Below are 13689 nucleotides of genomic sequence, written 5' to 3'. Positions count from 1 at the left end.
AGCGATTTAATCATACGGGGAAGGCTTTCCCTTTTTCAATTTAATTTAGAAATTTACACAAAATATTTTACACTCCCGATGTTTTGGTCAACAAATCACAAGTATCAATGGAATAGTCGAATCTCAGCTTATTTGGCAGCGTCAAAATAATGGCGCTGCTTTTTTGGTAATAAAAAACCTGACGCAATGCTATTTAAGACATGCGTCAGGTTTAACGTAGATATTGAATCACCCACACGGGGATCGAACCCGTAACTCCGCCTTGAGAGGGCGACGTCTTAACCAATTTGACCAGTGGGCAATAATGATAATGATAACGAACGATTATTAGTTTACGTTATCATTATTGGTTTTGTCAACCATTTACTAAAAATTATTCATAGGAAAGCTCAATTAAATAAACCGACTCGTGGGGGACGTGTGAAGTCGTGATCCAAACGTCATGATAGCCTGGAATGTCACCGCGTGTCTGCTGGTAAAAATAGTCAAGCAGCTCACCGTTTTTGGCAACAAATTCAGGTGCCAGACGATTAACCATCAGTTTACCGTCTGGAAAGTAAAAATCAGAATCGGCAATCTTTAATGAATCCGGAATCGTCATTGAGATCGCATTGGAATAAATTGGCATGCGAGATTTGATTAATTCCGGATGATGATTGATCTTGGATAAAACATAGTACAACGTATCAGAATTACTAGCCATCTTATCGCTTCCTCATCTTTTCTCTCTTAAATATATAGCTATAAAAATCTTTCACTCATTGCTTTCCATTTTAGCAGAAAGCGTCAAATAAGGTTAAATAAATTAATTTTGAAAAAACCATTGACGAAGATGGAGGTATTAGGTATACTAATAATCGTTGTTAAAAGCAATCAACTCTTTATTGGGTATTAGCCAAATGGTAAGGCAGTGGACTCTGAATCCATAATTTACAGGTTCGATCCCTGTATACCCAATCCTAACAACATTGTGCATCTATCAGCGATTCTTAGTCGTTGACAGATGCACTTTTTTTATTTCACAAGCAAAAACACTCAAAAACAAGGAAATTGGGTTGACTTAATGGGGCGAACAATAGCAAGTGAATTACTGATATAACAATGTTTAAGCGGTCTTTTTGTCTGTTTATTCCTGTTTGTCTTTAGTCAACAGCTCGCCATGACTGATCAGCTTGATTGGCAGTGCAAATTGATGCATTTTTTCTGGTTTGATAAATGCAGTCTGTTTGGTAGCACCTAACACTGTCCCGTTGATGCCATGACAGCGGCCACCAAACAGCATTTGTAGATGAACGGGCTGATGCTGTTCAATGGCCAGCTTTAAGAGGGATTGAATGGCCAGCTGACTTTGTCGATTTTGGGGAATCTCAAGCGGCAGTGTGGCAAATTCGTTTTCAACCTGATTTAATTCAACGGTTCGAAAGCCATGCCACTTGCCCATCCCATAGTCGACATACTCGTTTTTAAAAAAGGCGCCGGCAATTCTAGCGGCTTCTTGATCGTCATATTTAGGTAAACGAACGGGGGCATGCATAATCAGGGCGGGCTCGACAGGCTTAAAAGCGGCAGTTTGATTAAAATGCGGTGCCTGATAAGGATGAGCAATAATCCGTCGCTGACTGCCTGGCCAGCGCAGATTGTCAAAGCCACGAAAGTCAACGGTAATTTGTAGGCCTTCTTGTTTTTTTAACTGATGCAGCAGATTTTCCAACTGCCCCAGATCATTATTGGGCATGGAATAAAGCGGATAAGAGTGTGTACGAAAATGTGGCCGATAGATTTCAAAAAAGAAATTAAACTGGCCATCATATTGATCATTAACGACCAATATATGATAGATGGTTTTAGGCAGCCGCTTGAACAGGGGCCAGACCTGATCGGCAATTTGGTGTGCGGCCTTGCTTAATGAATCGTCCATAGATCTTTCCTTATTTGACTAAAAGAGTGCGATCTGCTGTGTATTGGCATCACTGAGGCGGCTGCATGCTACTGAAATATTACGAACGGCAGCACCTGCCCATGCTTGACGAAAAATTCCCAGCAGATGGTTGATCAAAACTTTCCGATCGGCGGTTGGCTCAATAGTAATTTCGTGGCTATAGCTGGTACGGCCATTGCTATCGGTAACGCCACTGGCATAACCGAGCCCTAAGCGCAGCCGGCCGGTCTTCTGATGGTGGCGGCTAAGGCGATCGATGACATCGTTGGCTACTTTAATAATGCCCTGCTCGATGTCTTTTGGCTGACTAAGATCCTTAGGCATAACTTGAGAACTGCTCCAGCTGGGGTTTTTAGGCGTTAAATGCACGGAAAGATCGGTTCGGTCAATGCCCCAGGCCAAGGCATAAAGATGAGTACCCGAAACGCCAAATTCGTGCTTGAGCCAGTGCGGATCAGTATGGGCTAGGTCACCAATTGAATTGATGCCCAAAAGATTCAATTTAGCAGCCGTTTTTTTACCGATGCTCCAGATATTGGTTAGATCATGGCGTGGCCAGATACGAGCGGCAAAATCATGATATGAGAGACGGCCTTGAAAATCAGCCGCATGCTTGGCAAACAAATCTAATGCCAGTTTGGCCTGCAGTGGGTTTTCACCAATCCCAACGGTCGTACGCAGTCCCAGCTCTTTAAAAACGGCTTTTTGGATTTGGGCAGCTGTCTGTTCAGGCGTTTGGCCAAAAAACTGCCAGGTATCGCTAAGGTCAAGAATACTTTCATCAATTGAATAAGGCCACCAGTGATCAGCATCGGCATAGCGGCGAAAAATCTGATTGATTTGCCGATTTTTCTGGCGATAAAGACTCAAACGCGGCGGTACGGTCAGCAACCTGGCATCGCTGGGGACCTTGTAGCCACGATCGACGTTGCGAATGCCAAAATGCTTTTTGGCAAGCGGTGAGGTGGCAACGACCAGGCCGCTGCCGTTATTTTCATGCTCGGCCATGACCAGTAAAACGGAGTCCAGTGGGTCGATGCCACGCTGTACGCTTTCGATGCTGGCAAAAAAAGATTTGTTGTCGATCATTAAATAAACGCCGTGCGGTTCATGGCGGTAGTCAAACATCTGCAGATCGTGTCCTTCCGTATGATTTTTAACCATTATACGAACGTGTGTTTTAAAATGCAAATCAAAGAGCGCTGCCAAGCAATTATCATTGACGAGTTATCATCACACATCCTGATTAAAGTCTGAACGATTGGAATGATCGAACCGAATCTTAAAAATTATTACATTATTGTTGCAAATGAGTTACAATGGTAATGAAAATTGAATTAGAAAAGGGGCGGTTGACATGATGAAGCAGTCGAAGCATTGGCTAACTGGATTGTTGATGACGGCAATGATGCTGAGTCTAACGGGCTGTGCATCACTCAGCGCTCCAACCAGTACGCAGGAAAGCATAAGCCGCTCGGCAGCGGTCTCAAGCAAGACTAAGGCGGCTAAAAAGCATAGTACCTCAGTTAAGGATCAATCTACCAGCGCCAGCAGCGAGGCAGCCCAGAGTTCTAGTACGACAGCTGAGTTGGCATCAGCTGATCAATTGACGGGGGCTTTGGCATCATCGGCTCAAGCAGCCAGTACCCAAAGCCAAACAGCTGCCAGCAACGCGATATCTGCCAGTGAAACAACAAGCAGCCCAGCCAGCAATAAGGTGTCCGCTGCAACATCTTCAACGGTCAACGATCAGGTTGTTGATGGGCTTAACCAGGCCGCCAATCTGCAGCCGGAAAATGGTGATCAGTATATGATTTCTCAGACCAGTGATGGCAACTGGCAAGTCGATATTCGAACCAGCAGTGGTGAAGGTCAGGATCCCAACGTCTCACATCTTAAGGGAATCTACATGTACAACCCAACAACCGGTCAATATCAGCAAATGGACCCAATGACCGGGGAGTTCAATTAAATATTGTCATTGCCAATGGTCATGAACGCTGGACGATTGGCAATGGTTTTTTGCTCAGTGAAGGCATCCGTTTTATGCGGGTGCCTTTTCTATCTCTAAAAAGGCCTCAAATCAGCTAAAAACTGCTTGACGATTCCAAGAATAAGAGTAGACTATAAAATCGTTAGGTACATAACTGTTATGTACCTAACGATTTTTATAGGAGGGAATGAAATGGCAATTAGCGATGAAATGCTGTTCGGACACATGTTTTTAGTGGGCATGGACATTCGAATGGCTTCCAAGCCCAAACAGCGCGGTTTTCATGGCCAAGGACGCGTCTTGTTTTTATTGTCAAAGCATGAGAATATCTCGCAGCGTGAACTGGCCAATCTAGCACAGATCAAACCGGGATCGATGACCGAGATTTTGGCTCGGATGGAAAGAGACGACTTGATCAAGCGCAAGCGAGACGAAAGTGATAAACGTGTTATTCATGTGCAGTTGACTAAAACCGGTGTTGAGCTGGCAAAAGAAAATCACCAACGCCATGAACGATTTTGTAATATGCTGTTCGGCACGCTGAACCCAGAAGAAAAAGAAGAGTTTAATAGACTGCTTTTAAAGATCGATCAAAACATCAAAACACAATTAACAAAAGAAGGTGAAAATTGTCATGATTAAGATTGCCAAACGCAACCTGCAATGGTGGGCCGTAGTCTTAGCATTTTTATTTATGGTCGGCCAGGTTGTCTGTGATTTGACGATTCCCACATTGACTTCAGAAATCATCAATCGTGGGGTGGTCAAACAGGATCTGCCGTTTATTACTCATGAAGGCTGGATTATGATGGGCGTTGCCTTGATTGGTTTGTTGATGGCCCTTGGCAATATTTATTTTGCGGCTACGCAGGCAATGAAGGTCGGCAAGAATCTGCGGGCCCAGATTTATCAGCGCGTCTTTCGTTTTTCGGAGCGTGAGATGTCAGAGCTGGGGACCTCATCTTTAATTACGCGTTCAACCAATGACGTGGTTCAGATTCAAAACGTGATCGTCCAGATGCTTCGAATGATGATTCAATCCCCAATCATGCTGGTAGCGGCTTGTTTTTTGGCCTACCAGCGTGAGCCAAGGCTGACCAAGATCTTTTTGATCAGTCTGCCGATTCTGGCGGTGGTTATCGTGATTATCATGTCGATGGCTACGCCGTTATTTAAGAGTATTCAAAAAAAGACTGACCGGATTAATTTGATTTTTAGAGAAGGTTTGACCGGTGTACGAGTAATTCGGGCCTTTAACCAAGATGATTACGAACAAGAACGCTTTAAACATGCCAATCGTGACTACACGGATACCGGGATCAAGGCCTTTACGCTGGTTTCACTGATGTTTCCGGTTATGACTTTGATTTTGAGCTTGACCAACGTCAGCATCATCTGGATGGGCAGTCATCTGATTGCAAACATGACGATGGAAGTCGGTGATTTAATCGCATTTTTAAGCTATGCCGTAATGATTTTGATCAGCTTCATGATGCTTTCGATGATTTTTGTCTTTGTTCCGCGGGCGCAGGCTTCTGCAGTCCGGGTCAATGAGGTCTTGGAAAAGCCAATCAGCATCCATGATGCACCAAAAGATCAGTTGCTGCCATTGGATCAGACCAAGCCAGCCTCATTGAGCTTTGATCATGTTGACTTTCGCTATCATGGGGCCGAAAGACTGGCATTGGCCGACCTCAATTTTAAGGTTAAGGCAGGACAGACGCTAGCGATCATTGGCGGAACAGGTTCAGGCAAGTCAACCTTGGTAAATCTGATTCCACGGCTCTTGGAGATTGAAAAAGGCGAGATCAAAGTCAATGATCAGCCAATTGAGCGGCTCAGCCAGCACGATTTACACAGTCTGATCTCGATCACGCAGCAAAAAGCCGTCTTGTTTACAGGAACGGTTCGCAGCAATCTGCAGTTTGGCAATGATCAGGCAGACGACGAACAGATGTGGCATGCTTTAGAGGTTGCGCGGGCGGCTGATTTCGTTAGAGAAGCCGGTGGTCTGGATGCCATCGTGGAGCAAAACGGGAGCAACTTCTCGGGTGGTCAGCGGCAGCGACTGGCGATCGCTCGAACAATCATCAAAAAAGCCTCAATTTATATTTTTGATGACTCATTTTCGGCTTTGGACTTTAAGACCGATGCTCAGCTGCGAATGGCATTAAAAGACGATCCTCAGATCAAGCAGGCCGTAACGGTAATCGTGGCTCAGCGAATCTCGACGGTTGCCGATGCCGACTTGATTTTAGTATTGGATGAAGGACACGTCGTTGGTCAAGGCACACATGCTGAATTAAAGGCCAACAACCCAACCTATCAACAGATTTTGCGCTCACAGATTCAGGAAGGGGATGGAGCTCATGCGTAGAGGATCACATGGCGGACCACGCGGCAAGGCTGCCAAGGCTCAGGATTTCTGGGGAACGACCGGTCGTCTGGTTTCTTATCTGCGACCTTGGGCATGGGGGATGATTGCTTCTATCATCTTAGCCATCATCTCAGTTGTTTTGTCGATTATCTCACCAAAGATTTTAGGTCAGGCAACTACGACGATCTATGAAGGAATGATGAAGGGCTATGCCCAAATGAAGGCCGGCCACCATCTGAGTGCTTTGCCAATTGACTTTGACAAGATTAAGCATATTGCCGTAATCGTTGTCTTGCTTTATTTGTTTTCAGGACTTTTCAGTCTGGCTCAACAGGTCATCATGACCAACATCTCGCAAAAGGTCGTCTACAATCTGCGCCGCGACGTTAAAGCCAAGATGAAAGTTGTCCCGGTTAAGTTTTACGATACCCACAGCAATGGTGATCTGATGAGTCGGATGGTCAATGATATGGATAACATTGCTACCACCCTGCAGCAGAGTCTGATTCAAATGATTACCAGTGTGATCACGTTTGTCGGGGTGCTGGCATTGATGCTGACCATCAGCTGGAAACTAACGATTGTGGCGTTGGTCATTGTACCTTTAAGTCTAGGTGTTGTCGGGCTGGTGGCACCGCGAGCTCAGCGATTGTTCAGCACGCAGCAAGAAGAACTTGGTAAGATCAATGCACAGGTTGAAGAAACGTTTGCTGGGCAGACCATCGTGCGCACGTTTAATCATGAGGCTGACGAAGAGGCCAAGTTTGCCCAGAAAAACGAGAAGTACTATCATTCTGCTTGGCTGGCTCAGTTCTTTTCAATTTTGATCTTCCCATTAATGAACTGCATTAAAAACGTTGGCTATCTGTTGGTTGCTGTCATCGGGGCCTTGCAGGTCATTCATGGTCAGATTACGCTGGGGAACGTACAGGCATTTTTGCAGTACACCAATCAGTTCTCCCAGCCCTTGACTCAGATTGCCAACTTAAGCAGCACGATTCAGCAGACGGTTGCTTCAGCTGAACGAATCTTTGAGGTATTGGACGCACCAGAAATGGATGAGCACCTGTTGGAGGATCAACCACTGCCTGGAACTGAACATCCTAAAATTGAATTTAAAGACGTGCAGTTCAGCTATAACGATGAGCCGCTGATCCAAGATTTTAATCTTAAGGCACCTGCCAATCACATGGTGGCAATTGTTGGTCCAACCGGGGCCGGTAAGTCAACGATCATCAACCTTTTGGAGCGTTTTTATGACGTCAAGGGCGGCCACATCTATCTTGATGGTCACGATACGCGCACGATGACCCGCAGTCAATTGCGAACGCACATCGCCATGGTGCTACAGGATACCTGGCTGTTTAAAGGGACGATCTTTGATAACATCAAATATGGCCGTGAAAACGCAACTGAAGAAGAAGTTTATCAAGCAGCCAAACTGGCATATGCCGACAGTTTTATTCGTGAGCTGCCAGATGGCTATCAGACGGTTTTGGATGAATCAGCCTCCAATATTTCACAAGGTCAGCGTCAGCTTTTGACGATTGCACGGGCATTTTTGGCCAACCCAGAGATTTTGATCTTGGATGAGGCCACCAGCTCGGTTGATACACGGACCGAATCATTGATTCAAAATGCGATGAACGATATCCAGCAAAATCGAACCAGCTTTGTCGTAGCTCACCGATTGTCAACGATTCGTAATGCTGAGCAGATTATCGTTATGAATCATGGTCGGATTATTGAAACTGGCAATCACAAGACTTTGATGGCCAAGAACGGCTTTTATGCTGATCTGTACAACAGTCAGTTTTTAGGTAATCAGATCTAGCGCTTAGTACTTGACTTTTGCTTAAAAGATGTTAAATTAATAATCGATTAAAAAATAACACAAAAAATTAGAACATTGATGAGAAGAGTAGATCAGGATGGGTCGTCAAAGAGAGTCCGGTTAGGTGAAAGCGGATCGATCAGTAATGATTGAAGATGAGCTCGGAGTTCGTTCAGGGGTCAAAAGGCTACCTGAGCCGGTAAGCGACCGATATCTCGCCCAGTATATTCGTACTGAATGAGGCTGTCATTGTGAAGTGGCAGTGAAATTGGGTGGTACCACGAAACGCCTTCGTCCCATGATTTCCTAGATTGACCAGGAAATCGGGATGAAGACGTTTTTTATTTACCAATGATTTAGGAGGCATCATCATGACAGTCAATGCACGCAATGGCTTATTAAAATTATCATCACGTTGGCATAATGAAGCAGTAATCAATCCAAAAGAAATTCTGATCTTGAATCTGATGCCGACTAAAGAGGCAACCGAATGGCAGTTTCTCCAGCGCTTGCGTGAAACGGGCATCGATTGCACGGTGACGTTTTTATATCCGGCCACGCATCGTTTTCGGCATGCCGATGGTCAAAAAATCAAGCAGCATTATGTCTGTTTGGATCAGATTCGCAAGCGCTGTTTTGATGGTTTGATTATTACGGGAGCTCCGGTTGAATGTTTGCCATTTGAGGCGGTCGACTACTGGGATGAGTTTAAACAGATCGTCAAATGGGCACATAGTCATGTTAAATCGATCATCTATGAGTGCTGGGCGGCTCAGGCGGGACTTTGGAACGATTTTGGTCTGCCAAAGCAAAAAATCGACCATAAGATTTTTGGCGTCTATCAAGGAATTGCGTGCAATCGTCAGTCGCCGCTTTTAAAGGATTTGGCAACGATCAAGATTCCCCAGTCACGTCATACTGAGGTTCAAATACCTAAAAAGCTGCCAAACGGTCTGCAAGTGCTGGTTGCCAACCAGACCATCGACCCTTTGATCTATCAAGCTGATCATGGTCGCTCGATTTATATTACTGGGCATCCTGAATACAGTGCCGATACCTTGGACAATGAATATCGGCGCGACCAGCAAAAGGGCTTGACGATTCAGCCACCCAAAAATTACTACATCGATCAAAAATGCCACGATATCGATTACTCCTGGCGCCAACCCGGTATTTTGCTTTATCGCAACTGGCTGAACGGCTTGGCCGGCTGATGATTCATTATTAATTGGCAGCTGATGTGTTAGAATAAAAGCCGAATCAAAGCAAAGGGGCTAAAAATATGCGCGCATATCAAAACACGATTCGATCCTTGAATACCATGGTTGAAAGTGGCATTGTGCCAGGCATCAGCTGGGCAATTTTTGAAGGACAGGAAACCTTAAAAAACGTGACTGGATTGGCTCAGCTGCAGCCTCAAAAAGAAGCTTTAAAAGATGGCATGCTCTATGACGTGGCCTCATTGACCAAAGTCGTTGGTACGATTCCCTTGATCATGCAGTTAAAGGATGAAGGACAGCTCGACTGGGATGATCCAGTTGTCAACTGGCTGCCAGAGCTCAATGACGATCGGGCTACGATTCGCAATTTGATTACGCATACGTCCAGCATCGAAGGCTACATTCCACGTCGTGATGAATTACCGGCCGATGAATTGACCAAAGAAATGCTTGATACGCTGCGGGTAGGTCCCAACTTAAACAAACAGATCCGCTATGCTGATGTGGGGCTGATCTATGTGGGCTGGATTGCTGAAAAGATTTTAGGCGAGCCGGTTCAAACTGCCATCACTGAACGAATCTTAAAGCCGTTGCAGCTAAAAAGTGCCACATTTGCTCCAGATCCAAAAAACTGCGTACCAACTGAAATCAAAAAAGATCGCGGACTGATTCGTGGGCAGACGCACGATCCCAAGGCCTATGTCTTAGGAAAACACTGTGGCAGTGCCGGTTTGTTTGCCACGCTGGACGATCTTTTGCAGTTTAGCCATGCACTGTTAGAAACCAATCTCAATGGTCTGGTCAAACCAGAAACGATCGCCAGCCTCTTTTACGATCAAACGCCAATGAATGGTGAACATCTACGCAGCTTTGGCTGGAAACTGTTTCATTCTAAAACCGACGATCGGCATTTTGTCATCTCGCATACCGGCTACACGGGGACATGGATGGTTTTGGACAAGCAGACTGATCAAGGGATGATTGTCTTGACCAATCGTGTGCATCCAAGTGCTGAGAATCAAGCCTTTTTAGATGCCCGAGATCGTCTGTTTGCTACGTATCTAAATGAAAAAGATCTTTAATCATAAAAAGCGCCACCCAGCCAAAAGTGCTGTGTGACGCTTTTTTTATTGGTTTTGCATGGTGCTTTTCAGATTATCCATTCGTTTGATGACCAGTGTCTCAAATAAGACTAAAAGACAGCCAAACGGGAGAACCCAACTGTCGGGGGCGATCAACAATAGAATGATCAAAAGCCAAGAGCCCCAGTTCCATTTGCTTTCAATGCGCATGGTGCTGGCAAGCCGCTGCTGCAGCTGAGGACTGCCAGCCAGGTTTTGGTTGCCGCGCAGCCAGGCGTACAAACGAAACTCCCAAAAGCTTTCAATGATAAAGATAATTGTGATCAAAGTTGCATAAAGATCGGCATTCATTGATTTCATCAGTCCTTTGACTAGAAGGTCGGCTTGATCTTTAGAGCCTCTGCTTGGCTGAGATCAGCTTCGGGATACTTGTGATGCAGAGCCGCCAGCAGAATCTTTTTAGCAATTTCGCCATTACGCGTCAAAATTGGTCCATGGAAATAAGAGCAGTAGACGTTTTTATAGATTGCGCCCTCACTGCCGTCTTCACCATTGTTGCCATGACCGGAAACGACCTTGCCAAGGGGACGCTCGCCTTTGCCCAGATAGGTCTTGCCATTGTGATTTTCAAAACCATGGTATTCTTGACCGGTTTCTTCATTTTTAATGGTAATGTCGCCGATAAAACGATTATGGTCCTGGCTTAAAGTATAGTGATCCAAAACACCCAGACCAGGAATCTTTTCGCCATTGGCCCCAACATAATAGTGCCCCAGCAGCTGATAGCCACCGCAGATTGCCAGCATTGGTTTGCCATCATTGATAAACTTGGCGATCCCAGCCTGTTTATTGGGTAGGTCTTTTGAAACTACCAGCTGTTCGTAGTCCTGTCCACCACCAAATAAGGCAATGTCAAACTCGCCAGGATTAAACTCATCGTCAATACTGATTACCTTAACGGCGATATCAGCATCCATTTGCTTGGCATAGTAGCGCAGGGCGATAATATTGCCAACGTCGCTGTAGGTATTGAGCAGGTCGCCATAAAGATGGGCCAGATTCAAATGGTACTTGGTCATTAGTCCATCCCTCCTTTAATGTATCCTTTTTCGGCCAACAGTTTGCGCAGCTGTAAGACGGCCGTATAGCTGGCTAAGATATAGACGTGCTCGGTTGGCAGATCCTTGATTTTAGTCAGTACGCTGGCAAGTTCTGGTTCTTTCCAGATATTGTCGACTCCGGCCATCGTCAGCCGCGTGGTGATGTCTTTGTAGCGTTCGCCGCCGGTCATGTACTGCTTGATGTCATGTTGAGTCAGCTTTTCAAAGTCGCCGTCCCAAATCCAGCTGGTGTCGATCCCATCTGCATAGTTGGCATTTAATAAGAAGGCAAAGCTGAATGGCTCGGGGTCAGTTTCAATCATGTCGAGTACTTGATTGAGTCCAACCGGGTTTTTAACCAAAATCAAGGTTGTCTTTTTACCATCGATATTAATCTCTTCTTGGCGGCCAAAGACGCGCTCATCAGATTCAAAGGCGTGTTTGATCTGAACCTGACTGATGCCTAAAAAGCGGCCTAAAGCATAGGCTGCCAAGGCATTGTAGATATTATAAAGGCCTCCGATGCCGATGCGGTATTCCTGACCATCGAGCTCAAACGTCGAGCTGGTTGGCGTCAGCTTGCCCAGCTTGGTAACGGCATAGTCAAGCTTGGGCCGCTTAAAGCCGCAGTGTGGACAGAAGTAGTCACCCAACCCAGCATAGGTGATCAAGTGGTAGTGCAGAATATGCTGACACTTAGGACACAGCAGGCCATCAGTATTGGCGGGAGCTCTTAGATCATCATGATGCTCATGATTAAAGCCATAGTAGATTACCGGATTGGGTAGGTCCTGCGTATTGAAGAGCTGTTCGTCGCCATTGGCAATGATCGTGGCCTTTGGTGCCATGCGCACGCCTTTGAGAATCTTTTCGTAGGTCGTATAGATTTCGCCATAACGATCCATTTGATCACGAAAAATATTGGTAAAGACAAATGCAATTGGCGTGATGTAAGAAGTAACGATAGCAACGTTGGCCTCATCGACTTCCAAGACAGCCAGGCCTTTTTGCTTTGGCTTGGGCGCGGTAATAAAAGTCGTGACAATTCCCTGCTTCATGTTCGATCCGGTAGGGTTGGTCAAGACATCATGGTATTTTTCGCGCAGAACGCGGACGCTCAGGGCAGTCGTCAAGGTCTTGCCATTGGTTCCAGTAACGATAACCAGATCATATTTTTTGGCAAATGACTGCAGAATATCAGGATCCAATTTTAAAGTAATCTTGCCAGGCAAAGAGCTGCCGCCGTGCATGAAGGTATGTAAAAACCAGTAGCTTGAGCGGCCAGCCAATTCAGCAAATGAGCTTTTCAGTGACATAAAAAATCCTTTCGAAAAATAATTTTTAACTTATTATAGTACCGGTCAATTTTAAACTTAGAAGGGAAAAAAAGAAAGCCATCCAGCCCAAATCAGCTAAAAGCCCCACAGCGATCATAATCTGTGATAAAATTTTATACTTGTGTCGACTGAATTGCAGCCAACGGTCAGACAGTTTAAAATAGATCTGATTTTCGGTATAATTTAGTTACTATTGCAAAGAAAAGGTGAAAGAGCGTGGCACAGTTATTCTTCAAGTATGGTGCGATGAATTCGGGCAAGTCGATCGACGTCTTAAAGGTAGCTCATAACTATGAGGAGCAGGGTAAGCCGGTTGTTTTATTGACTAGCGGCGTGGATACTCGTTCGGGGCGCGGAACCATCGCCAGTCGAATCGGTCTGGAGCGCAAGGTTTATCCGGTTATGAAAGATACTGACGTCTACGAATATGTCAAAAATATTGATCATCGTATCTACTGCGTCTTGATTGATGAGGCTCAGTTTCTGTCCAAAGAACATGTCTTACAGCTGACCCGGATCGTTGATGAGCTGAATATTCCCGTCATGACGTTTGGCTTGAAGAATGATTTTCGCAATGAGCTGTTTGAGGGCTCCAAGTATCTTTTAATCTATGCGGACAAGATTGAAGAGATGAAGACCATCTGCTGGTTCTGCCCTCATAAGGCAACCATGAACCTGCGCATGCTTGACGGTCATCCCGTTTATGAGGGAGAGCAGGTTCAGATCGGCGGCAACGAGTCTTATTACCCGGTTTGTCGCAAGCACTACTTTCACCCACTGCTGAACAAGAAACAGGAGAAATAATCA

General features: G+C 45.4%; 13 protein-coding genes and 2 tRNA genes. 8 read left to right on the top strand and 7 right to left on the bottom strand.

Features of this window, described 5'->3' with window-relative positions; all coding sequences use genetic code 11:
* Positions 1 to 228: 228 nt before the first annotated feature.
* Positions 229 to 301, bottom strand: a tRNA-Glu gene (locus tag QOS03_RS01945).
* 72 nt (positions 302 to 373) lie between these two features.
* Complete coding sequence (locus QOS03_RS01940) at positions 374 to 703, bottom strand: hypothetical protein (protein ID WP_169461203.1); 330 nt, start codon at positions 701 to 703, stop codon at positions 374 to 376.
* A gap of 182 nt (positions 704 to 885) precedes the next feature.
* On the opposite strand from QOS03_RS01940, the gene QOS03_RS01935 reads away from it, so the two are divergent.
* Positions 886 to 957: transfer RNA gene (locus QOS03_RS01935), tRNA-Gln, on the top strand.
* 169 nt (positions 958 to 1126) lie between these two features.
* Here QOS03_RS01935 and QOS03_RS01930 read toward each other — a convergent pair.
* Together QOS03_RS01930 and QOS03_RS01925 are read right to left on the bottom strand one after the other, a co-directional pair.
* On the bottom strand, positions 1127 to 1918 hold the full coding sequence (locus QOS03_RS01930; protein ID WP_283575175.1) for a hypothetical protein: 792 nt from the start codon (positions 1916 to 1918) through the stop codon (positions 1127 to 1129).
* A gap of 18 nt (positions 1919 to 1936) precedes the next feature.
* Positions 1937 to 3103, bottom strand: coding sequence for a Y-family DNA polymerase (locus tag QOS03_RS01925; protein WP_240936838.1), 1167 nt, complete (start codon positions 3101 to 3103; stop codon positions 1937 to 1939).
* 193 nt (positions 3104 to 3296) lie between these two features.
* On the opposite strand from QOS03_RS01925, the gene QOS03_RS01920 reads away from it, so the two are divergent.
* The 6 genes from QOS03_RS01920 to QOS03_RS01895 all read left to right on the top strand — a co-directional run bounded on the left by QOS03_RS01920 (position 3297) and on the right by QOS03_RS01895 (position 10445).
* Positions 3297 to 3911 (top strand): hypothetical protein, encoded by a 615-nt coding sequence (locus QOS03_RS01920; RefSeq protein ID WP_283575174.1) that lies wholly within the window; start codon positions 3297 to 3299, stop codon positions 3909 to 3911.
* 213 nt (positions 3912 to 4124) lie between these two features.
* Positions 4125 to 4574 (top strand): MarR family winged helix-turn-helix transcriptional regulator, encoded by a 450-nt coding sequence (locus QOS03_RS01915; RefSeq protein WP_283575173.1) that lies wholly within the window; start codon positions 4125 to 4127, stop codon positions 4572 to 4574.
* Complete coding sequence (locus QOS03_RS01910; RefSeq protein ID WP_283575172.1) at positions 4567 to 6309, top strand: ABC transporter ATP-binding protein; 1743 nt, start codon at positions 4567 to 4569, stop codon at positions 6307 to 6309. The genes QOS03_RS01915 and QOS03_RS01910 overlap by 8 nt, the downstream gene beginning before the upstream one ends.
* On the top strand, positions 6293 to 8143 hold the full coding sequence (locus QOS03_RS01905; protein ID WP_283575171.1) for an ABC transporter ATP-binding protein: 1851 nt from the start codon (positions 6293 to 6295) through the stop codon (positions 8141 to 8143). Before QOS03_RS01910 ends, QOS03_RS01905 begins: the two co-directional genes overlap by 17 nt.
* A 371-nt stretch (positions 8144 to 8514) precedes the next feature.
* On the top strand, positions 8515 to 9357 hold the full coding sequence (locus QOS03_RS01900) for a homoserine O-acetyltransferase/O-succinyltransferase family protein (protein WP_283575170.1): 843 nt from the start codon (positions 8515 to 8517) through the stop codon (positions 9355 to 9357).
* A gap of 68 nt (positions 9358 to 9425) precedes the next feature.
* Positions 9426 to 10445 (top strand): serine hydrolase domain-containing protein, encoded by a 1020-nt coding sequence (locus QOS03_RS01895; protein WP_283575169.1) that lies wholly within the window; start codon positions 9426 to 9428, stop codon positions 10443 to 10445.
* A 45-nt stretch (positions 10446 to 10490) separates the two neighbouring features.
* On the opposite strand, the gene QOS03_RS01890 is transcribed toward QOS03_RS01895, so the two are convergent.
* The 3 genes from QOS03_RS01890 to QOS03_RS01880 are packed head-to-tail and all read right to left on the bottom strand — an operon-like array spanning position 10491 to position 12861.
* Positions 10491 to 10796, bottom strand: coding sequence for a hypothetical protein (locus QOS03_RS01890; RefSeq protein ID WP_169461195.1), 306 nt, complete (start codon positions 10794 to 10796; stop codon positions 10491 to 10493).
* 20 nt (positions 10797 to 10816) lie between these two features.
* Entirely contained in the window at positions 10817 to 11524 is a 708-nt protein-coding gene (locus QOS03_RS01885; RefSeq protein ID WP_283575168.1) for a type 1 glutamine amidotransferase, read from the bottom strand.
* On the bottom strand, positions 11524 to 12861 hold the full coding sequence (locus tag QOS03_RS01880) for a Mur ligase family protein (RefSeq protein ID WP_283575167.1): 1338 nt from the start codon (positions 12859 to 12861) through the stop codon (positions 11524 to 11526). The genes QOS03_RS01885 and QOS03_RS01880 overlap by 1 nt, the downstream gene beginning before the upstream one ends.
* Before the next feature lie 237 nt (positions 12862 to 13098).
* On the opposite strand from QOS03_RS01880, the gene QOS03_RS01875 reads away from it, so the two are divergent.
* Entirely contained in the window at positions 13099 to 13686 is a 588-nt protein-coding gene (locus QOS03_RS01875) for a thymidine kinase (protein WP_283575166.1), read from the top strand.
* The last annotated feature ends 3 nt before the right edge of the window (positions 13687 to 13689 follow it).

Origin of the sequence: Limosilactobacillus pulli, from assembly GCF_947381555.1 — a bacterium.
GTDB lineage: Bacteria > Bacillota > Bacilli > Lactobacillales > Lactobacillaceae > Limosilactobacillus > Limosilactobacillus pulli.
This window is presented reverse-complemented; position numbering and strand designations above follow the sequence as displayed.